Below are 19181 nucleotides of genomic sequence, written 5' to 3'. Positions count from 1 at the left end.
CCTGTCCGGCCGTTGAATGGCCCGCGCGAGCGGGAGCCCTCAGGCGGTATCCCAATCCGAGGAGGCCGACACCTCGTACGGAATGGTCGCCAGCACGTCAGCCGGACCCTCCAGCAACCACGTGCGCACGCAGCATCCGCAGCCGCCCTCCTCGGCCACGTAGACCAGCGCATGTCGGTTGCTGTCCAGCCAGGCCTCGGCCGCTTCAACCTCAGCCGGCTTGTCCACCGACGCAATCATGGTCTGCCGGATCACGGCAGCACCGTAACGCGCCGGGCCAGGAGCCGCGGCACATTCCGGCCAATGCGTCCGAGCGGGGATCAGGCGTCAGGGCAGATGGCCGGTCCTCACAACAGGACCGGCCAGACCCGGTTACCGGTAATTCGTGAACTGAAGGGCGACGCCGAAGTCCTCCTGCTTGAGCAGGGCGATAACGGCCTGCAGGTCGTCACGCTTCTTGCCCGTGACCCGCAGCTGGTCGCCCTGGATCTGGGCCTGCACACCCTTCGGGCCATCGTCACGGATCTTCTTGCTGATCGCCTTGGCCTTGTCCGCCTCGATCCCCTCGATCACCTTGCAGTCGATCTTGTATGTCTTGCCGGACTGGCGGGGCTGGCCCGCGTCGAGCGACTTCAGGGAGATGTTGCGCTTGACCAGCTTCTCCTTGAAGACGTCGAGCGCCGCCACGGCCCGCTCCTCCGTCTCAGAGGTGATCGAGATCCCGGAGTCCCCCGAACGAGTGATCGAGGTACCCGTGCCCCGGAAGTCGAACCGGGTGCCGAGCTCCTTCTCCGCTTGATGGAAGGCGTTGTCGACCTCCTGCCCGTCGACCTTGCTCACGATGTCGAACGACGGATTGGCTGCCATGGTCAAACTCCCGCGCAGTGGGACGTGTCGATGTCGGTACGGGAGACGCGACGGGCCCCCGACATGCCGACCGTACCCGGTTGCGGATCCGCCCGAGGGTGCGGCTATCCTGTTGTCCGCTGCTACGGGAGACCGTGGCGGCGTGCCCAGGCGGGTTGCCCGAGCGGCCAATGGGAGCGGACTGTAAATCCGTCGCGAAAGCTACAGAGGTTCGAATCCTCTACCCGCCACCACCATGACGAACGGTCCCGTGAGCTGCGCAACGCAGACCGGGGCCGTTTTCGCTAGGTCCGGCCGGGTCCGGCGGAATCCGGCCGCCAACGGCCTCCATGGGAACATAGCGGGAACACCTGATCATCGCCCTTGGGCGTGTCGAACGCCGTCCGCCGTCGACCCATATACCGTGGAGCGGACCTGTCCCAGGCGACAAGGCGCCGCTCTGCTGCCATCCCCCGATCGGTGCCGAAACTCCGGCGGCCGCCGGAGTCAAGGCTGGCCGCAGGCCATCGCGTCAGCGACGCGCAGCGGCCTTGACGCCGGCTGGGTGGCGTAGAGGATCAGGCATCGGGGATGGCCCACGCCCTGGTCGTCATGCTCGACCGAGGCGGGCGGTAGCCCGCGTCGCCGAAGGCAAGCCAGCATGCTGGCGCGGCAGTCGATCGGCCCAACCTGATGGCGCTCAGCCATCCCGGCGATCGTCATGGCCCTGCGCGCGTTGCCCCTCTCGCCACAACTCGTGCTCCAGCAGCACCCAGGCTAGAAAGTGGAGCGCGAATAGAACGACGAAGCAGCCGAGCGCGACGCCAGCTCCGGCAAGGAACCAGTACGCGTATTCATCCGGACCGGCTTCATGCCATGCCGACCCGCCCATGGCCAGGAGCAGTGCGGCGATCACGAAACTGACCAGCATCAGTTTCGGCAGGAACGACCGGTAGAACGGATGCGGGGGCAGATCGGACACAATGATCTCCTCGATAGGCCAGCTCATCCTGAGCAGCCACTGGCGTGCCCTGCAAGAAGGCTCGCCGTCGGTGCGCCGCGCTTGCGCGGCCTTGATGTTGAGCTGATTCGGATCGCGCAGCAAGGAACCAGTCCTCGCCGACGCTGGGACACTCAGATGGCCGTGGTGGCTGACACTTGGGATCGCTTTGCGGCGGCCATCGAGCGGGCACAACATCGGGGCAATACGCCGTTTCTCGACCGGATCGACCCATACGGCGTGTTGGAGTTGACTTGCGCCGAGATGCCGCAGCCCTCGCCAGTTGGATCAACTTCTGTTGACCTCCGGCGGCCCCCGCGACGGGAGGTGCTGGAGGCGGTGCGTCGTCTCGGCGAATCGTGCAGGCAGGACCAGCAATTGGCAAAGCTACAGAGGTTCGAATCCTTTACCCGCCACCACAGCACGAACAGGCCCCTCACGTGCTGAGATAGCCGGGGGCCTTCCTCGTGGGTCCCCACTCGGTCCCACCCAGTTCGGCCGCCACGTTCACCGCGAAGTCGCGCTTACGTTCCTCGTCGAAGTGCTCGGCAACCTGCCCGCTGTAGCGGCCACCGACCACCTCCAGGCGCGGGCCGCAGGCTCTGTCGAAGCCGAAGCGGTCGCAGAGGTAGGCGCCGACGGGATCCCAGGCGAGCGTAGCCAGGACGGGCGCCAGGCCGTACCGCCGACACCAGGAGTCTGTCTCGGCGATGCCATCCACCAGCGGCAGCGACGCCAGGGACCGGCGGACCGACGCCGGAGGCCACCTCGCCCAGCCGCGAGCGTCCAGGACGGCGACCTCGTGGTTGCTCGCCGCGCCGGCGGCGTAGCGCGCCTCCGCCTCCCGCACGCTCTCGGCATGGCCCATCATCCGTGCCAAATGCTGTGAGCTGCTGGTCTCCGGGACCAACGTCCCGTCGACATCAAAGTAGACCACGCCGCGAATCACGGTCGCAGGCTATTGGCACCGCCCGGCCGGACCGTCGTCATCACCCGCGAACTACCGGCCTGCCGGCCCGACGGTACGGAAGAGCTGAAACCCGCGCCGCTGGTAGTTGCGCAGCGCGTGGGGATGGTCGGCGTCCGACGTGTGCAGCCAGAGCCGTTGTGCGGTCGGTGCCTCGCGCCAGGCGAGGTTGAACGGTGCGGGTGAGAAACGCCGCGCCGAGCCCCATGCCGATGTGCCCGGGCATGAGGCCGAAGGTGTCCAACTCCACGTCATGGTGGTCGAAGTACAGCGAGGCGAGGCCGACTAGTTCCTCGCCTCGGCTGGCCGCCCAGTGGCGCAAACCCGCGGGAGGGGGCCTGGCCGGCCGGACGGGCCGCAGGGCTGGGCACGCGCCGGCCCCACGGCGTTGTCGCGACCCTTCATGCAGCGTGGTGCGGCGCCGGCGTCAGCAGGAGGTCGGCCAGGCCCGCGGCGGTGAACGCGGCGTGGACCTCGGCGATGCCCTCGGTGAAGTGCGCCCAGCTGTCGACGTGGACGGGGACCACGGTCGAGGCGCCGAGGATGCGGGTCGCGGCGACCATCCCGGCCGCATCGAGGGTCAGGTTCGCGTCACCGAGCAAGGGGGTACGCGCCGCGCCGCCGAACAGGAACGCGACGTCGATGGCCGGGAACCGGACGGCGATCTCCTCGACGACCCGCAGGGAGGCGTTGTCGCCGCTGACGTACACGGTCGGCAGACGGTCGCCCTGGATCACGAACCCACTGACCGGCCCGGTCAGGTGTTCGGTGTGGTCCGGGCCATGCTGGGCGGCTACGGCGGTGACCCGCAGGTCGCCGCCACCGCCGGGCCGCGGCAGATCGATGGATGCCCAGGTCGGCAGCGCACGGGCCGGTGAGCCCAGTCGCTCGGCGGCGGTGGGGGTGCTCAGCACCAGCGGCACCGTGGCGCAGTATTCACGCCCGGCGCGGTCCAGGTTGTCGGGGTGCTGGTCGTGGGAGAGCAGAACGACGTCGACCCGTCCGGCGTCGGTGGGTGTACCGGCGGGCGCGGCCGTCTTGGTCAGGGTGCGGGTGCCGAGCCGGTACTCACCCGGGGCGTCGAACGTGGGGTCGGTCATGAAAGTGAGACCGCCGAGGGAGAACGTCGCGGTCGGGCCGCCGAAGCGGCGGATCTGCAGGTTCATGGCGGCAAGTCTGCGGCCGACCGCGGCCGCCCAGGCAGTGGCTTGAAAGACATCGTCCGATACATTCAAGCCATGACCCGGAGTTCGACAACCGTCGGTGTCCTCGTCGGCGACGGCGCCCCGATGCTGGAGGTCGCGGTGGCACCGCGGGTCTTCGGCATCGACCAGACCGGCCGGGGCGGTCCTCGCTTCGACGTCCGGGTGGCGGGCGAGCACCCCCACCCGCTCGGCACCACCGCCGGCATCTCGATCGGCACGCCGCATCCGCTCGCCGCGCTCGACGAGGCGGGACTGCTCATCGTGCCGGGCTGGCGCCCCCCGACCGGGGCACCGGTCGGGGCGGACGTCCTCGACCTGCTCCGCACCGCGCATCGCGACGGCGCCACCGTGGTCGGTCTGTGCCTCGGCGCGTTCGTGCTCGCCGAGGCCGGCCTGCTCGACGGGCGCCGCGCCACCACCCACTGGCACTACCTCGCCGCGTTCGCCGACCGGTTCCCCGCGGTCGAGGTCGTCGACGACGCGCTCTACGTCGACGAGGGCACCATCGTGACCAGCGCCGGCAGCGCCGCCGGCCTCGACGCCTGCCTGCACCTGCTGCGCCGCGACCACGGACCGGACGCGGCGAACGCCGCCGCCCGGGCACTCGTCGTCGCACCCCAGAGGGCCGGCGGGCAGGCGCAGTTCGTCGAACGGCCCGTACCGCAGTTCCATACCGGCGACGCCATCACCGACGCGATGCGGCACGCTGTCGAACACCTCAGCGACCCGGCGCTGGACGTCGCCGCGCTCGCCGCCACCGCACACCTGAGCCGCCGCACCTTCGACCGGCGCTTCCGCGAGACGACCGGCTGCTCCGCCCTGCAATGGCTGCTCCACCAACGGGTATTGCGCGCACAACACATCCTGTCCACGACCGACCTCGACATCGACAGCGTCGCCCGGGCCAGTGGATTCACCGACGGCATGACGATGCGCCCCCACTTTCGGCGCATCGTGGGTGTTGCGCCGCAGTCATATCGGACCAGCTTCCGCACCACCTGAGCCCGGCCCCGCTCACCGCGGGTTACGGTGCCCGCCATGCAATCGCGCGTGATCCCAGCCCACGACGGGGTGCCCCTGCATGTCGGCGTCACCGGTTCCGGCCCCGACGTCGTCGTGCTGTCCGGCGGGCCCGGCTGCGTCCAGTACCTGGAGGACGACGAAATCGCCCCCAGGGGCTTCCGGACGTGGTATCCGGAGCCCCGTGGCGTGGGACGGTCGGGCGGAGGCGGTCACACGATGACGCAGGCCGTCGCGGATCTCGAAGCCGTTCGCCGGGCGGCCGGCGTCGACGAGTGGATCGTCGTGGGGCATTCGTGGGGCAGCGACCTGGCGCTGTTCTACGCTCTCCAGCATCCCGACGCGGTACGGGCTGTCGTCGGGATAGCGGGGACCGGTATCCAGAAGGACCGGACGTGGTCCGAGGAGTACCACGCGCGCAGGGACACGGAACCCGACATCCCCATCGCGTGGGTCCCCGAGGTCCACGCTGCCCTGTCGGCTTCCTACCTGGAGTGGATTCACGAGCCCCGCGTGCTCCGGCGGGTCGCCGACTGCACCGTCCCGATGCGCTTCGTGGCCCCGGGTGCCGACATCCGGCCCGCCTGGCCCCTGCAACAACTCGGGGAACTCGCACCGCTCGGCGCCTTCGTCTGCATCCCCGGTGTGCCACACGACTTCTGGGCCACTCATCCGGCCATCTGGGTACGTGCCGTCACCGACGCCTGCACGGAGCTCGCGAGGTCCGCGAGCCGTCACCGCTCTGCGGGCAAGGATCACCCGGATTGAGCGGCCCCGGCCTCACTGGGAGGTTTCGATGCCCACCGCGGCCCACGCGTCGTGCACCCGCTGGCGCCCGTCCGCCCCGAACAGCGCTTGTGCCTTCTGAACGGTCAGCTGGGCGAATTCCAGGAATGACGCGTTGGCTGACAACGCCGGGTCGGTGAGGGCGGCATACCAGACGCGGCCGGCCTTCTCCCAGGCGTACCCGCCGAAGCTGACCGCGGCGAGATAGAACGCGTGGTTCGGGATCCCGGAGTTGAGGTGAACGCCGCCGTTGTCGCTGCGGGTGACCACATATCCGTCCATCGTCGCCGGCTGTGGGTCCTTTCCGACCACCGGGTCGTTGTACGCGGTGCCGGGCGCTTTCATCGAGCGCAGCGCCACGCCGTGGATCCGGGCCGTCCACAATCCTGCTCCGATGAGCCAGTCGGCCTGATCGGCGGTCTGCTGCGGGGCCGCGTGGTACTGCTTCACGAGTGAGCCGAAGACGTCCGAAATGGACTCGTTGAGCGCCCCGGACTGGTTCCGGTACGCCAACCCGGCCGTGTACTGGGTGACCGCGTGGGTCAATTCGTGGCCGATGACGTCGACGGCGATGGTGAACCGGTTGAAAATGTCGCCGTCGCCGTCGCCGAAGACGGCCTGGTCGCCGTCCCACATCGCATTGTTGAAGTCGGTGCTGTAATGGACCGTGCCGATCAGGTCGAGGCCGGCGTCGTCGACGGAGTTGCGCGAGTACACCTGGCCGTAGAGGTCGAGCGTGGCGCCGAAACCGTCGTACGCCTCGTTCACGCAGACGTCCGCGACGGCGGGGGCGCCCTCGCCCCGGGCCAGCGTGCCGGGCAGCGAGGTCGTGTGATCGGCGTCGTAGATCCGGCGGCTCGCGGTGACGTCGGCTGCGGGCTGCGGGGGCGCCGACGGGGCTTGTTCGCGGGTGGCCCGGATCTCGGTGTCGAGGCTCAGGGTCGCGGCGGCCCAGGCACGCTGCTCCGGGGTGCCGTTGGCCGCGATGGCCTCGAGGACGTAGGGCGGGACGATGCAGAGCAGGCCGTTGTGCATGTGTTGCTCCTGGCGGTGGTGGGGATGGGGTTATCGTCCTCGGGCAATCGCCTCCAGCCGGGTCACGAGTGCGTCGAGGGCCGAGTCTCGAGTCAGATCGGTGAATGCCAGGACATCGCTTCGGCGTTGCCGGTCGACGGTGAGGCGATAGGTACGCACATCCGCGGCACCGGCGGCACCATGTGTTCTGCGGGGTCGGTCGGCGAACTGCACCGCATCGACGAGACGCTCCAGTTCCGATGCCATTTCGCGCGACACTTCATCGGTGTCCACGACGATGTCACCGGACAGTGCCGGAACGGCCGCGAAACCGCCCGAACGCTCGAGAGCAATCTTCATCGGATCACCGCCTCGCCCTTCCAGAGGAATCTGCGGGGGCAGGTTCCGTCAAGCGTACCCGCGGATTTCACCACGTGACGACGCACGGAATCGCAAATCTTGTCGATTCGCCTTTTCGGGTGGGGACAGAACGGGCCGGTCGTGGGTGGACGGCGCAGAGGGTTCAGAGCCGCATTCGTTTGCGGAGATCCGCCCGCAGGCCCGCCCCGATTCCTTCCGCCTCCAGGAGCCGCGGCAGCTCCTCCGGGTCGTGCATCCAGATCCGGAACGCCTCGCCGATGCTGATCCCCTCGGCCGGGCGGTCGACGATCTCTACGAGGTCTCCGGCCCGTACCTCGCCCGGGTGCACCACGCTGAGGTACGCGCCGGGCCTGTTCTGCGCGGCGAACCGCTTGACCCAGTGCGGCTCGTTCATCTTCGCCTGGAACGTCATGCACGGGATCCGCCCGAACGTGGGCCGCAGCAGCAGTTCCTCGCCGACCCGCCAGGTCTCGCCGATGATCGCGCCGTTGACGTCCACCCCGGTCGTGGTCAGGTTCTCGCCGAACAGGCCGCCGGGCAGGCTGCGACCCAGCTCGGCCTCCCACCAGTCGTAGTCCTCGCGGGCGTACGCATAGACGGCCTGGTCGTCGCCGCCGTGGTGCTTGATGTCGAAGATCTGGTCGCCGACGAGGCCGCTGTGCAGGCCGGTCGTCTTGGGGCCGGGCGCGCGCACGGCCACCGCATGCCCGACCGGCTGCTTGTTGATGCCGGTGGTCCCGACACCCTTCGGGCCTGGCTCGGGTACCGCAAGATTGACCGAAACGACTCTGCCGACGCTCATGCCGCCGATTCCATCACGATGCGATCCTCGACCGGCCGGTAGCCCAGGCGCTGGTAAAGCGCGTTGCTCGTCGGGTTGGCCAAATCGGTGAAGAGCACGACGTCGGTGGCGCCGCCGTCGAGGGCAGCCTGGCTGACGGTGGAGACCACCGCGCCGGCATAGCCACGGCCGCGCAGCTCGCGCGGGGTGTACACCGCCAGCACCCGCACCATGCCGGCCTCCGGACGGGTCACCCCGGCCATGGAGACGGGCTCGCCGTCGACCTCCCACAGGCTCAGGCCGCCGTACGCAAGTTTCTCGTCGACCACCGCGCCGCTGTCGCGGACGGACTCGCCCACGTGGTCGTGGAACGCTTCGACCCAGCGCACCAGCAGGTCCCGGTCACCAGCAGCGGCCACCCGGGCCCGGCCGCGCGGGAGCGGGTCCGGCGGGGTCAGCGCGCCGAGCCGGAACAGCCGGCTCTGCATCCCCGTCGTGAACGTGACACCGGTGCGCCGCTGCCACTCCTGCGCGAACACCTCCGCGTCCGCGACGCAGGCGTTCACACCGGACAGGTGCCGCCGCCCGGCCAGCGCCTCGGCCAGGGCGGGGACGGCCGGCGCGGGCAGTGCGGTGAGCAGCAGCGGGTACGGCGGGGTCTGCAGGTACGCCCCGGACACCGTCCCATCGGCGTCCCGCCACCAGCCGAAGATCGGATCGCCCGGCCCGAACGCGTGCGGGCCGTTCAGCTCCAGCGCGCGGACCAGCGTGAGCGGGACGGAGTGCACAACCGGGCGGGATCGCAGGAAGTCGCCGGCCTCGGCCGCGAACTCGGCCACGGTGTCCGTGCTGTGCCACGTCATGGACTCATCCTGGGTGGCGGCCGGGGAGGACGCACCCCGATTTCCCAGGCCGGGGGTCAGCGGTGGCGCCGCCGGATCTCCTGCACGCCGATCGTGACCGCGCCCAGCGCGACACCGGGCACGAGCAGCCAGACCGGCCACACGTACACGTCGGTGCCGACCGTCGCCGCCACGATCAGCCACACCGCCACGTTCACCGCGGCGAGCGCACCCCACACCGTCCACAGCACCATGAGCGCGGTCGGCAGTCGACGCGCGGCGCGGCGGGCCTCGGCGGCGCGGCGGGCACTCACGTCCGCTGCGCTCAGGCCGGGCTCCGGCAGGTCGTTGACCAGCACGAGCAGATCCGCGTACGTGCGGGCCGCGTACGCCTCGCGGACCCGGTCGTCGTACTCGGCCAAACTGAGCCGTCCCTCGTCCAGCGACATCTTGAGCCGGTCGGCGATCTGCTGGCGGTCGGAGTCCGCCGCCCGCATCGTCTCGACCCGCTCCGGCTGACGCGCGACTTCCTTGGCCATCAAACGCTCCTTCACAACCCCCGCCGTAGGCGCCAGGCTATCTAAGAGGCCGCTTTGACAACAGGAGACACCGATGAGGCTGCGAAACGGTGATCCGGCCGACTACGCCGCGCGCCTGAGCTCGTGGTACGACGCGGGATCCGAGACGTGGGACGGCAGGCAGTACTGGAAGGTGGCGGAGCGGGAGGCGTACCTGGACCGGTTGCGGGCGATCGGTGCGCAGACGCTGCTGGTGATCGGTGCGGGCAGCGGCGAGGACGGTGCCTTCTTCCGGGACGAGGGCGGCCTGCGGGTGGTCGCGGTGGATCTCGTACCCGCGATGGTGGAACGCTGCCGGGCCAAGGGTCTCGACGCGTACCTCGGCGACTTCCTGAACCTGGGTTTTCCACCGGCCCGCTTCGACGCGGCGTATGCGATGAACTCGCTGTCCCACGTACCCAATGCGGATCTTGGTGCGGCGGTGCGCGCCACCCGCGACGCGCTCAAGCCGGGCGGCCTGGGCTACCTCGGGATGTACGGCGGGCCCGGCGCGGAGGGCGTCGCGGCGGACGATGCGCAGGAGCCGTGGCGGTTCTTCGCCCTGCGTACGGACGAGCAGATCCTGCGGGCCGCGGCGCAGGTGTTCGAGATCGTCGACTTCCACACCGTGGACGACGGGAAGCTGCACTTCCAGGCGCTGACGCTCGCCCGCCCCGCCGAGCCCGCCTGAGGGGAGTCAGGCGGCCTCGGCGGCGAGGGCGTGGCGGATCCGGTCGGTCGCGTGCCGGTCCGCGCGGGCCATCGACCCGGCGGGCAGCGCGGCCACCACCGCGGCCAGCGCGAGCACCCCGGCGGCGAAGACGAACGCCCACGGCAGGCCGCCGGGCTCGTCCACGATCGCGCCGGACACGGCACCGCCGGCAGCGCTGCCCGCGACGGACACGGTGACCACCCAGGTGTACGCCTCGTTCATCATCGACGCCGGCGCGAGCCGGCCGACCAGGTTCGTCTCCACGGTCAGCGCCGGGGCGATGGTCGCCCCGCCGATCACCAGGGCGACGCCGAGCGCGGCCGGGTTCGGCATCACCGCGAGCACCAGGAAACTCGCCGACACCGCGGCCAGCAGCCAGGCCAGCTGCCGGGGCAGCGCCATCGCGGGCTTGCGGGTGCCGAACAGCAGCCCGCCGATCGCGGAGCCGATCCCCCACACGGCGAGCAACACCCCGCCCATGCCGTCGCCGCCGCCGTGCTGACCGGCGTACGCGGGGACGATCACCCCGGCCGCCCCGAACGAGACACCGAGCGCGCCGACGCAGACCAGCAGCGCGGGGAAGCCCTGTACGCGCAGTGGGCCGAGACCGCGGGCGGCCTCGTCCTCGTCGTGCCGCCGGGCGTGCCGCATGATCGGCAGCCGGGCCACCCACAGCGTCCCGACGAACGTGGCGACCGCGGAGGCGACCAGCGCCGCGGCCGGCTCATGGGTGGCCACCACGAACCCGGCCACCAGCATCGGGCCCGCCACGAACACCAGTTCGAACAGTGAGGTCTCGGCGGCCATCGCGGCGCCGCGCAGGTGGTGCCGGCCGCTGGCGACGTCGGTCGCGTCGGTCCAGGCCCGGCGGATCGCCGCGGTCAGCGGCGGGTACGTCGCGCCGGCCGCCGCGGACGCCACGATGATCAGGGGCAGCGACGCATCCGCGCCGCGGCTGACCATCAGCAGACCGGTCAGCGCCAGCGGGTGCAGCACGGCCGTGGTCAGCAGTACGGGGGCCGGGCCGATGCGGTCGGCGAGCCGACCGGCGACCGGGCTGAGCGCGGCGCCCGCGAGCGCGTACATGCCGCCGGCGATGCCCGCGGCCGCGTACCGGCCGGTGGCCTGCTGCACGAGCAGCAGCAGCGCGAGCGGGGTCATGCCGATGCCGAGGCGGGCCAGGATGCCGACCATGAGCAGGGCCCGTCCGCCTGGCAGTCGCCACACGCCAAGGTACTGACGCAACGCGGTCACAGGGCTCCACCTCCGGGGTCGGTAACGAGCGAATCGGCCTTCGACGCTAACCGTCGGCGGGGTGGGGCCGCCCCTGAAATACGGGGGCATGTCATGGACGTCACCCCGCCGGCCGGACGGCCGACGGGGTGACGGTGACGCGGGGTCTCGGGCGGGTCAGCGCACGTACTCGACCGGGCCGGTCGCCGCGGCGAGCTCGCGCAGGCGGCGGACGCGTTCCGGCATCGGCGGATGCGTCGAGAACAGCGACGCGATGCCGCCACCGCGCAGCGGGTTGGCGATCATCAGGTGCGCCGACGTGGCGAGCTGCCCGTCGGCGGGCAACGGCATCCGCTGGGCGCCGTACTGGATCTTCTCCAGCGCGCTGGCCAGCGCGAGCGGGTCGCGGGTCAGCGCGGCACCCGAGGCGTCGGCCTGGAACTCCCGGTTCCGGCTGATCGCCATCTGGATGATCGAGGCGGCCAGCGGCCCGAGGATCAGCATGAGCAGCAGCGTCGCCGGGTTCGGGCCGTCGTCGTCGTCCGAGCCGAGTGGCAGGAAGATCGCAAGCTGCGCGATCATCGTGACGATGCCCGCCAGGGCTGCCGCGACGCTGGAGATCAGGATGTCCCGGTTGTAGACGTGCGACAGTTCGTGGCCGATCACCCCGCGCAGCTCCCGGCGGTCCAGCAACTGGGTGATGCCGACGGTGACCGCCACCGCGGCGTGGCTCGGGTTGCGGCCGGTCGCGAACGCGTTGGGCTGCAGCGCCGGGCTCACGTACAGGCGGGGCATCGGCTGGCCCGCCTCGGCCGCCAGCTCGCGGACGATCTCGTACAGGGCGGGGAACTCGGCCTCGCTGACCGGTCGCGCTCGCATCGCACGCAGCGCGATGGTGTCGGAGAAGAAGTAGCTGCCGGCGTTCATGGCCAGCGACACGATGACCGCGAGGACCAGCCCCGCGCTGCCGCCGAGCCAGTACCCGACGGCGAGAATCATGGCGGTGAGCAGACCCAGCAGAGCGGCCGTCTTGAGGCCGTTGTGGTGGCTGTGCACGATCACTCCTTCAGACGGCGGGCGGGAGGTGCCCACATCCCAGGGAACATGTCCCCGCCGGGAATTCATCCGTAAGTGACTGTGAGTTCGCTGTGCGCGACGCTCAGACGTGGCGCACGCCACCGCCCGCGTCAGGGGGTCAGAGCGTCGAAGATCAACTGCGGTGCCAGGCCCACGAGTACGGCCACCGCCGCGCCCAACGTCACCGCCGCGGCGACCGACCCGGGCACCCGCGCACGGGCCGCGGCGTCCGGGGAGTCGGGGGCGTACAGGACGGCGGCGGCGCGCACGTAGTACGCCAGCGCGATGACCGCGTTGAGCGCCACCGCCCCGGCCAGCCACGCCCAGCCCGTGTCGATCAACACGTCCACGATGGTCACCTTGGCGAACAGGCCCGCCAGGCCCGGCGGCAGACCCGCGAGCCCCGCGAACGCCAGCACCAGCGCGGCGGCCCGCCACGGCGCGCGGCGACCGGCGCCCCGGTAGTCCGCGATCTCCCCGCCGTCCGCGACGGGCCGGCGCAGCGCGACCAGCGCGCCGAACGCCACGAACTCCAGCAGCACGAAGAACACCGCGTACGCGGCCGCGGCGGGCACCCCGGCGGCGCCCGCGGCGAGCGGGGCCAGGATGTACCCCGCCTGCGCGACCGACGACCACGCCAGCAGCCGCACCATCCGGGTCTGGCGCAGGGCGACCAGGTTGCCCACCGTCATGGTCAGCACCGCCAGCACCGCCACCAGCCAGCCGGTGCCCAACCGCGGCACGACCACCGCCAGCGCGACCACACCGCCGAGCTTGGAGGCGGTCGACAGGTACGCCGCGACCGGCACGGGCGCACCGTCGTACGTGGCCGGCGCCCAGGCGTGCAATGGCACCGCCGCGACCTTGAAGCCGAACCCGACGACCAGCAGCGCGGCACCGACCGTCGCCAGCGGCGCCAGGGTGCCCGGCGATCCCGGAGCGGGGGTGCTGCGGAGAACGGCGAGATGCAGGGCGCCCGTGGCGGCGTACAGCAGGGCCGCGCCGAGCAGGGCGACCGCGGTGGAGACGACGCTGACCAGGAAGAACGTGACCGCTGCGGAGGCGCCCGCGGTGGTGACCCGCTCGCGCGGCGCGAAGCGGCGCAGACCGACCAGCACGTACAGCGGGAGGGTCAGGGTTTCCAGCCCGACGATCAGGGTGATCAGGTCGCCCGCGTACGCGACCGTGACGCCGCCGGTCATCGAACTTGCCAGCAGGAAACAGAACTCGCCCGGCGGCGCCGCCCCCAGGCGCAGGGCGGGCACGGACAGCGCGAGCACCCCGGCGGTCAGCCCGGCGAACAGCACCGCGGCGACCGCCGCGAGCGGCGTGGCCACCCAGGAGCAGTCCGTGCCGACGCAGAACGTCGCGCGCGGGCCCTGTGCGGCGACCACACCGGTACCCGCCGCGGTGGCCGCGGCGCCCAGCAACGCCGCCCCGAACACCACCGACCGGCGGCCGGTGGTCACCTCGGCCAGCAGCACGAGCAGGGCGGTACCGGCCGCGGCGTACAGCGGCAGCAAGGCGAAGTGGTCGACGGACTGGGTCACCACGGCCCTCCCGTCAGGATCTCCACCGGGGCGCCCGTGCCGGCCAGCACCAGCGCGGGCACCAAGCCGACCAGCAGCGCCAGCAACACCAGCGGCGCCCACGCCGCCCACTCGTACCCGGCCGGAGCGGGCCGCGGCAGCTGCGCGACCACCGGTGTCGCCGGGCCGTGGGTGACCCGGCGCAACAACCGCAGGAAGTACGCGGCGGTCAGCGCGCCACCGACCGCGCCGACCGCGGCGAGGGTGACCCACAACGGACCGCCGCGCTGCACCGCGCCGACGACCGCGAACGCCTCCCCCCAGAACCCGGCCAGCCCCGGCAGGCCCAGCGAGGCGATCGCCGCGAAGCCGAGCACGCCGGCCAGCCGGGGCGCGGTCTCCCGCAGCCCACCCAGCTCGGTCAGGTCACCGGTGTGCGCCCGGTCCTTGACCGCCCCGGCGAGGAAGAACAGCAGGCCGGTGACGATCCCGTGGGCCACGTTGCCGATCAGGGCCGCCTGCACCCCGGTCTGCGTGCCGACCGCGATGCCCAGCAGCACGAAACCCATGTGCCCGACGCTGGAGTACGCGATGAGCCGCTTGAGCTCCGTCTGCCGCAGGCAGATCAGGGAACCCACCACGACCGCGGCGACCGCGAGGATCCCGAGGACCGGGCTCGCCCACGCCGCGCCCTGCGGCGCCACCCCCAGCCCGATGCGGATCAGGCCGTACGTGCCCATCTTCAGCAGCACCCCGGCGAGGATCACACTGCCGACCGTGGGAGCCTCGGTGTGCGCGTCCGGCAACCAGGTGTGCAACGGCCACAGTGGGGCCTTCACCGCGAACGCGACCGCGAACAGCGCGAACGCGACGTACTGCGTGGTGCGCGACAGGCCGGCGCCGCCCGCCAGCACGGTCAGGTCGCCGGTACCGGCCGCGGTGACGACCGTGAAGACGCCGAGCAGCAGCAGCACCGAGCCGAACAGCGTGTACAGCACGAACTTGCGGGCCGCCGCGCGCCGCCCCGGGCCACCCCAGCCCGCGATCACCGCGTACATGGGCAGCAGGACGATCTCGAAGAAGACGAAGAACAACACCACGTTCAGCGCGAGGAACGTGCCGATGATGCCGACCTCCAGCACCAGCAACAGCGCCGCAAGCGTACGGCCGGAGCCGCCCTCCGGCACCCGCCACACCGTGTACGCGCAGCACAGCAGCGTCAGCAGCGCGGTCAGCAGCACCAGTGGGTACGAGACCCCGTCCAGGCCCAGGTGCAGGTCCAGATGCAGCGCGGGCACCCAGGAGGTGTGCACCGCGACCGGCGGGAGAAACAGCGTCCGGCCGTCCGCAGCGGTCTCGAGGCGGGATCCGCCACGGACCGACGGCCAGGCCAGCAGCACCGCCGCCACGAACGTGAGCGCGGCGAAGCCGGTGGCGACGCCACGGGCGGCCCGATCGCCCCGAGCGGGCAGGACGGCGACGACCGCGGCGCCCAGCGCCGGGACGATCAGCAGCGCGAGCAGCAGCGTCTGAAGGACCGGTGACACGTCGGGCGGGCTCATGACGCGGCTCCGTAGATCGCGGCGGCCACGCCGAGCAGCAGCGCGCCGGTGAGCACCGCCACCGCGGCGCGGGGCAGGGCGGCCCGGTGCACGGCGGCCAGCACCGCACCGAGCCGGGTCGTGACGGTCCCGGTGCCCTCCACGGTCCCGTCGATCACCCGCTCGTCGAAGCGGCGCAGGCCGCCCGCGAGCGCGCGCACCGGGCGTACCACGAAGCGGTCCTGGACCGCGTCGAGGAAGAAGCCGTTGGCGAGCAGCGGGCGCCACCGGCCCAGCGCGTCGGCCGGGTCGGCGCCGGGCACCGCCCGCCACCGCCACCACGCGGCGCCCGCGCCCACCACCAGCAGCGCCAGCGGCGCGGCCACCGCGGGATCGACGTGCGGCGTCGCCAGCCCCAGGGCGGTGCGGAACTCCGGCACGTACACCGCGAGCCCGAGCAGTGCGGCCGGGATCGCCAGCAGCAGCACCGGCCAGCGCATGAGCGCGGGCGGGTCGTGCGGACGGGCGAAGTCGCGGTCGTACCGGGCGTCATCGAAGCCGACCTGCCAGTCGTCGTCGCGGGCCCGGGCAGCGCCGAGAAACGCGCGCAGCAGCAGGCGGGTCGCGTACCAGGCGGTCACCGCGACCCCGGCGAGCGCCGCCAGCCACACCGTCCAGCCGACCCACGCCGGGGCGGGCCCGGCGCCGTCGGTGGCGTGCTCCGCGGCGGACAGCACGGTCTCCTTGGACCAGAAGCCGGCCAGCGGTGGCAGCCCGGCGAGCGCGCCGAGCCCGATCGCCATCGACCAGAACGTGGCCGGCATGTGCGTACGCAGCCCGCCCATCCGGGACAGCGCATTCGTGCCGACCGCGTGGATGACCGCGCCCGCGCCGAGGAACAGCAGCGCCTTGAACGCCGCGTGCGTCAGCAGGTGGAACAGGGCCGCCGACGGGGAACCGACCGCCAACGCCCCGGTCATGTACCCGATCTGGGACACCGTGGACCAGGCCAGCACCCGCTTGATGTCCTCCTGGGCGGTGGCGCACAGCGCACCGAGCAGCAACGTGATCGCGGCCATCACCCCCAGCACCGCCAGCGCCGCGGGCGACGCCGCGAACAGCGGGAACAGGCGGAACACGACGTACACACCGGCGGCCACCATCGTGGCGGCGTGGATGAGCGCGGAGATCGGGGTGGGGCCGGCCATCGCGTCGGGCAACCAGGTGTGCAGCGGGAACTGGGCGCTCTTGCCCGCCACCCCGGCCAGGATCAGCAGCAGCGCGACGGTCAGCGTCGCCGGCGAGTAGTGGTGCGCGAGGACGTCGGCAATCCGGAAGCGGCCCGCCCCGACGCCGAGGATCGCGATGCCGAGCAGGAAGCCCACGTCGCCGACCCGGGTCACCAGGAACGCCTTCACCGCCGCGGCAGGTGCCTCGGGCAGCCGCCGGTCGTGCCCGATCAGCAGGTACGAGCAGGCGCCCATGACCTCCCAGCCGACCAGCAGCGGGATCAGGTCACCGGCGACCACGACCAGCAGCATCGCGCCGGTGAACAGGCTGACCTGCGCCGCGTACGGCGCGTACCGGGGGTCGTCGTGCAAGTAGGCAACGGAGTACACCTGCACCGCGAGCGCCACCACGGCCACCGCCAGCGCGACGTACAGTGCCGCCGGGGTGACCGAGAACGTGAGCGTGACCGGCAGGTCGCCCAGCTCGACCCAGCCGACCCCGGCGGTGACCGGCCCGTCGACGCGGGCCAGCAGCAGCACGGTGACCGCCAGCGCGGCGGCCGCGCCCACGATGCCGAGGGCTGCGGCCGGCCACCGCCGGGCGCGGCCGCCGTCACCGGGCGGCAGCAGCAGACCGAGAAGGCCGAGCAACAGAGGTACGCCGGGCAGCGTCGGCATGAGCACGTCGGTGTTCACTCGGCCACGTTCTCCGTCCCGGCCGCCGCATCCGGCCCAGCCGCCGACGTCCCCTCCTCGGTCGTGACCGATGCCGTGGCGAGCGCCTCAGCGACCGGCTCCGGCTGTTCCCCGTCCGGCTCCGGGACCGGGTCCAGTGCCACCTCGTCGATCGCGACGATCGCGCGCACCCGGTAGAACTGCAGCACGATCGCCAGCCCCACGCCGATCTCGGCCGCCGCGAGCACGATCACGAACAGGGTGAACACCGCACCCGCATGCGCCGCCCGGATCGTGGCGTCCGCGGTGACGAAGACCAGGTTCACCGCGTTGAGCATCAGCTCGACCGCCATGAGTACGAGGATCGCGTTGCGCCGCCGCAGCACGCCGTACACGCCGAGCCCGAACAGCAGTGCCGCGGTGACCATCGGGATGACCGGATGCATCAGTGGGTCTCCACCGGTTCGTCACGCCGGGCCCCGAGGTCCGGACGGGACAGCACGATCGCCCCGACCAGCGCCGCGAGCAGCAGGATCGACAGCACCTCGAACGGCAGCACCCACGCGCCGAACACCTGCTCACCCATCCGCGCCGCGGTGCCGGTCTCGGGCTGCGGGAACCTCGCCCAGCGGTACGCGTCTGCGAACAGGGCCGACAGTCCGAGCCCGACACCGCCGCCGACCAGCGCCGCCGCCCAGGCTGGACGGTCGAGATCGGGCGACGGGCCGATCGGGGCCCGGGTAAGCATCACCGCGAACAGCAGCAGCACCACGACCGCGCCCACGTACACCAGCACCTGCACCCAGGCGATCAGCTCGGCGCCGAGCACCAGGTACAGCCCGGCGAGCGCGCCGAGGCTGACCACCAGGTACAGCCCTGAACGGACCAGGTGCGTGCTGGTCACGACCAGGGCGCCCGCACCGACCGCGACGGCACCGAGCGCGAGCAGCAGGGCGTCCGCGACGGTCACTTCTCCGGCTCCGTCGCCGGACCTGACTCGTCGGCGGAACCCGTCTCGTCGGCCGGGCCCTTCTCCGCGGCCGGGCCCGTCTCCGCGGCTGAACCTCGCCCGTCGGCGGGGGACGGGGTTGCTGCGGTTGGGGCGGGGGTCGGCCGTACCTGTGCGGGTCTGGCGGTCTTGGCGGGTGTGGCCGCGCCGGGCCCTGCAGCTTTGCGCGCCGCGGTGGCCTGCTCCTTCGACGGCTCGCCGAGCGGGTCGTGGGCGGGCGGGGGCGGCACGGTCTGCATCCAGTCGCCGAGGCGGTCCTTGTCGTGCAGCAGATCGCGCAGGTCGTACTCGGAGTACTCGAACTCAGGCGTCCAGTAGAGCGCGTCGAAGGGGCACGCCTCGATGCAGATCCCGCAGTACATGCAGAGGGAGAAGTCGATGTCGAAGCGGTCGAGCACGTTGCGCTGGCGGGGGCGGGCCGCGCCGGGGACGACGACCTCCTCCTTGTGCGAGTCGATGTAGATGCACCAGTCCGGGCACTCGCGGGCGCACAGCATGCAGACCGTGCAGTTCTCCTCGAGCAGGGCGATCACGCCGCGGGAGCGGGGCGGCAGGTCGGGCTCGACGTCGGGGTACTGCTGCGTGGTGCTGCGCCGCGTCATCGTCTTGAGGGTGACGGCGAGCCCGTTGAGCAGGCCCTTGCCGGGCGCGCCCCGGTCCCGGTCGTCAGTCACAAACGCATATCCTGCCCGGTCGCTGGGCCCGACGCGAGCACACCCCCACGGCGATCTTCCGATACGGTGAGCGGAGGGCGCGCGACCCGTCCCTGGAGGCCCT

Annotated in this window: 22 protein-coding genes and 1 tRNA gene; 4 read left to right on the top strand and 19 right to left on the bottom strand. The window is 71.8% G+C overall.

Annotated elements, in window-relative coordinates:
• Nucleotides 1-39: 39 nt before the first annotated feature.
• Together ACMCNK_RS26600 and ACMCNK_RS26595 are read right to left on the bottom strand one after the other, a co-directional pair.
• Complete coding sequence (locus ACMCNK_RS26600) at nt 40-255, bottom strand: hypothetical protein (protein WP_412739094.1); 216 nt, start codon at nt 253-255, stop codon at nt 40-42.
• 117 nt (nt 256-372) lie between these two features.
• A complete protein-coding gene (locus ACMCNK_RS26595; protein WP_412739093.1) occupies nt 373-867 on the bottom strand; it encodes a YajQ family cyclic di-GMP-binding protein in 495 nt (164 codons plus the stop codon).
• A gap of 149 nt (nt 868-1016) precedes the next feature.
• Between ACMCNK_RS26595 and ACMCNK_RS26590 the strand changes: the two genes are divergently transcribed.
• Nucleotides 1017-1100, top strand: a tRNA-Tyr gene (locus ACMCNK_RS26590).
• Nucleotides 1101-1546: 446 nt separating this feature from the next.
• Here the strand turns inward: ACMCNK_RS26590 and ACMCNK_RS26585 are convergent.
• The 4 genes from ACMCNK_RS26585 to ACMCNK_RS26570 all read right to left on the bottom strand — a co-directional run bounded on the left by ACMCNK_RS26585 (nt 1547) and on the right by ACMCNK_RS26570 (nt 3979).
• Nucleotides 1547-1951: a hypothetical protein gene (locus ACMCNK_RS26585; protein ID WP_412739092.1), complete on the bottom strand. Its 405-nt coding sequence runs from the start codon at nt 1949-1951 to the stop codon at nt 1547-1549.
• A gap of 331 nt (nt 1952-2282) precedes the next feature.
• Entirely contained in the window at nt 2283-2795 is a 513-nt protein-coding gene (locus ACMCNK_RS26580) for a haloacid dehalogenase-like hydrolase (RefSeq protein WP_412739091.1), read from the bottom strand.
• Between the two features lie 40 nt (nt 2796-2835).
• Nucleotides 2836-3135: a GNAT family N-acetyltransferase gene (locus tag ACMCNK_RS26575; protein WP_412739090.1), complete on the bottom strand. Its 300-nt coding sequence runs from the start codon at nt 3133-3135 to the stop codon at nt 2836-2838.
• 79 nt (nt 3136-3214) lie between these two features.
• Complete coding sequence (locus ACMCNK_RS26570) at nt 3215-3979, bottom strand: MBL fold metallo-hydrolase (RefSeq protein ID WP_412739089.1); 765 nt, start codon at nt 3977-3979, stop codon at nt 3215-3217.
• A gap of 72 nt (nt 3980-4051) precedes the next feature.
• Here ACMCNK_RS26570 and ACMCNK_RS26565 point away from each other — a divergent pair, with 72 nt between their 5' ends.
• Complete coding sequence (locus tag ACMCNK_RS26565; protein WP_412739088.1) at nt 4052-5020, top strand: GlxA family transcriptional regulator; 969 nt, start codon at nt 4052-4054, stop codon at nt 5018-5020.
• A 36-nt stretch (nt 5021-5056) separates the two neighbouring features.
• Entirely contained in the window at nt 5057-5806 is a 750-nt protein-coding gene (locus ACMCNK_RS26560) for an alpha/beta fold hydrolase (protein ID WP_412739087.1), read from the top strand.
• 12 nt (nt 5807-5818) lie between these two features.
• On the opposite strand, the gene ACMCNK_RS26555 is transcribed toward ACMCNK_RS26560, so the two are convergent.
• The 5 genes from ACMCNK_RS26555 to ACMCNK_RS26535 all read right to left on the bottom strand — a co-directional run bounded on the left by ACMCNK_RS26555 (nt 5819) and on the right by ACMCNK_RS26535 (nt 9381).
• Nucleotides 5819-6859, bottom strand: a complete 1041-nt coding sequence (locus tag ACMCNK_RS26555) for a M4 family metallopeptidase (RefSeq protein WP_412739086.1) — start codon at nt 6857-6859, stop codon at nt 5819-5821.
• Nucleotides 6860-6889: 30 nt separating this feature from the next.
• Nucleotides 6890-7198: a protealysin inhibitor emfourin gene (locus tag ACMCNK_RS26550; RefSeq protein WP_412739085.1), complete on the bottom strand. Its 309-nt coding sequence runs from the start codon at nt 7196-7198 to the stop codon at nt 6890-6892.
• A 163-nt stretch (nt 7199-7361) separates the two neighbouring features.
• Nucleotides 7362-8021 carry an MOSC domain-containing protein gene (locus ACMCNK_RS26545; protein ID WP_412739084.1) on the bottom strand — a complete coding sequence of 220 codons (660 nt, stop codon included), beginning with the start codon at nt 8019-8021 and terminating at the stop codon, nt 7362-7364.
• A complete protein-coding gene (locus ACMCNK_RS26540; protein ID WP_412739083.1) occupies nt 8018-8863 on the bottom strand; it encodes a GNAT family N-acetyltransferase in 846 nt (281 codons plus the stop codon). Before ACMCNK_RS26540 ends, ACMCNK_RS26545 begins: the two co-directional genes overlap by 4 nt.
• 56 nt (nt 8864-8919) lie before the next feature.
• Nucleotides 8920-9381: a DUF1707 domain-containing protein gene (locus tag ACMCNK_RS26535; RefSeq protein WP_412739082.1), complete on the bottom strand. Its 462-nt coding sequence runs from the start codon at nt 9379-9381 to the stop codon at nt 8920-8922.
• A gap of 73 nt (nt 9382-9454) precedes the next feature.
• On the opposite strand from ACMCNK_RS26535, the gene ACMCNK_RS26530 reads away from it, so the two are divergent.
• Nucleotides 9455-10090, top strand: coding sequence for a class I SAM-dependent methyltransferase (locus ACMCNK_RS26530; RefSeq protein ID WP_412739081.1), 636 nt, complete (start codon nt 9455-9457; stop codon nt 10088-10090).
• A 6-nt stretch (nt 10091-10096) separates the two neighbouring features.
• Here the strand turns inward: ACMCNK_RS26530 and ACMCNK_RS26525 are convergent, their stop codons facing one another.
• From ACMCNK_RS26525 to ACMCNK_RS26490, 8 genes are all read right to left on the bottom strand, one after another.
• Nucleotides 10097-11365: an MFS transporter gene (locus tag ACMCNK_RS26525; RefSeq protein ID WP_412739080.1), complete on the bottom strand. Its 1269-nt coding sequence runs from the start codon at nt 11363-11365 to the stop codon at nt 10097-10099.
• A gap of 156 nt (nt 11366-11521) precedes the next feature.
• Nucleotides 11522-12400 (bottom strand): zinc metalloprotease HtpX, encoded by an 879-nt coding sequence (htpX, locus tag ACMCNK_RS26520; protein ID WP_412739079.1) that lies wholly within the window; start codon nt 12398-12400, stop codon nt 11522-11524.
• Nucleotides 12401-12531: 131 nt separating this feature from the next.
• On the bottom strand, nt 12532-13971 hold the full coding sequence (locus ACMCNK_RS26515) for an NADH-quinone oxidoreductase subunit N (RefSeq protein WP_412739078.1): 1440 nt from the start codon (nt 13969-13971) through the stop codon (nt 12532-12534).
• Complete coding sequence (locus ACMCNK_RS26510) at nt 13968-15512, bottom strand: complex I subunit 4 family protein (protein WP_412739077.1); 1545 nt, start codon at nt 15510-15512, stop codon at nt 13968-13970. Before ACMCNK_RS26510 ends, ACMCNK_RS26515 begins: the two co-directional genes overlap by 4 nt.
• A complete protein-coding gene (locus tag ACMCNK_RS26505) occupies nt 15509-17416 on the bottom strand; it encodes an NADH-quinone oxidoreductase subunit L (protein ID WP_412739076.1) in 1908 nt (635 codons plus the stop codon). Before ACMCNK_RS26505 ends, ACMCNK_RS26510 begins: the two co-directional genes overlap by 4 nt.
• Nucleotides 17413-17841, bottom strand: a complete 429-nt coding sequence (gene nuoK / locus ACMCNK_RS26500; protein WP_412739075.1) for an NADH-quinone oxidoreductase subunit NuoK — start codon at nt 17839-17841, stop codon at nt 17413-17415. The genes ACMCNK_RS26505 and nuoK overlap by 4 nt, the downstream gene beginning before the upstream one ends.
• A complete protein-coding gene (locus ACMCNK_RS26495) occupies nt 17841-18365 on the bottom strand; it encodes an NADH-quinone oxidoreductase subunit J (protein ID WP_412739074.1) in 525 nt (174 codons plus the stop codon). Before ACMCNK_RS26495 ends, nuoK begins: the two co-directional genes overlap by 1 nt.
• Nucleotides 18362-19078, bottom strand: coding sequence for a NuoI/complex I 23 kDa subunit family protein (locus ACMCNK_RS26490; protein ID WP_412739073.1), 717 nt, complete (start codon nt 19076-19078; stop codon nt 18362-18364). The genes ACMCNK_RS26495 and ACMCNK_RS26490 overlap by 4 nt, the downstream gene beginning before the upstream one ends.
• Nucleotides 19079-19181 lie beyond the last annotated feature (103 nt).

It is taken from the genome of Krasilnikovia sp. MM14-A1259 (assembly GCF_047159535.1).
GTDB lineage: Bacteria > Actinomycetota > Actinomycetes > Mycobacteriales > Micromonosporaceae > Actinoplanes.
Note: the sequence above shows the minus strand (reverse complement) of the source record. Positions and strands in the feature narration are given on the sequence as shown.

Coding starts and splice junctions, on each gene's coding strand:
- ACMCNK_RS26565 (WP_412739088.1), top strand. CDS start 4,052: ATGACCCGGAGTTCGACAACCGTCGGTGTCCTCGTCGGCGACGGCGCC.
- ACMCNK_RS26550 (WP_412739085.1), bottom strand. CDS start 7,198: ATGAAGATTGCTCTCGAGCGTTCGGGCGGTTTCGCGGCCGTTCCGGCA.
- ACMCNK_RS26510 (WP_412739077.1), bottom strand. CDS start 15,512: ATGAGCCCGCCCGACGTGTCACCGGTCCTTCAGACGCTGCTGCTCGCG.
- ACMCNK_RS26555 (WP_412739086.1), bottom strand. CDS start 6,859: ATGCACAACGGCCTGCTCTGCATCGTCCCGCCCTACGTCCTCGAGGCC.
- ACMCNK_RS26545 (WP_412739084.1), bottom strand. CDS start 8,021: ATGAGCGTCGGCAGAGTCGTTTCGGTCAATCTTGCGGTACCCGAGCCA.
- ACMCNK_RS26530 (WP_412739081.1), top strand. CDS start 9,455: ATGAGGCTGCGAAACGGTGATCCGGCCGACTACGCCGCGCGCCTGAGC.
- ACMCNK_RS26570 (WP_412739089.1), bottom strand. CDS start 3,979: ATGAACCTGCAGATCCGCCGCTTCGGCGGCCCGACCGCGACGTTCTCC.
- nuoK (WP_412739075.1), bottom strand. CDS start 17,841: ATGCATCCGGTCATCCCGATGGTCACCGCGGCACTGCTGTTCGGGCTC.
- ACMCNK_RS26540 (WP_412739083.1), bottom strand. CDS start 8,863: ATGACGTGGCACAGCACGGACACCGTGGCCGAGTTCGCGGCCGAGGCC.
- ACMCNK_RS26560 (WP_412739087.1), top strand. CDS start 5,057: ATGCAATCGCGCGTGATCCCAGCCCACGACGGGGTGCCCCTGCATGTC.
- ACMCNK_RS26535 (WP_412739082.1), bottom strand. CDS start 9,381: ATGGCCAAGGAAGTCGCGCGTCAGCCGGAGCGGGTCGAGACGATGCGG.
- ACMCNK_RS26595 (WP_412739093.1), bottom strand. CDS start 867: ATGGCAGCCAATCCGTCGTTCGACATCGTGAGCAAGGTCGACGGGCAG.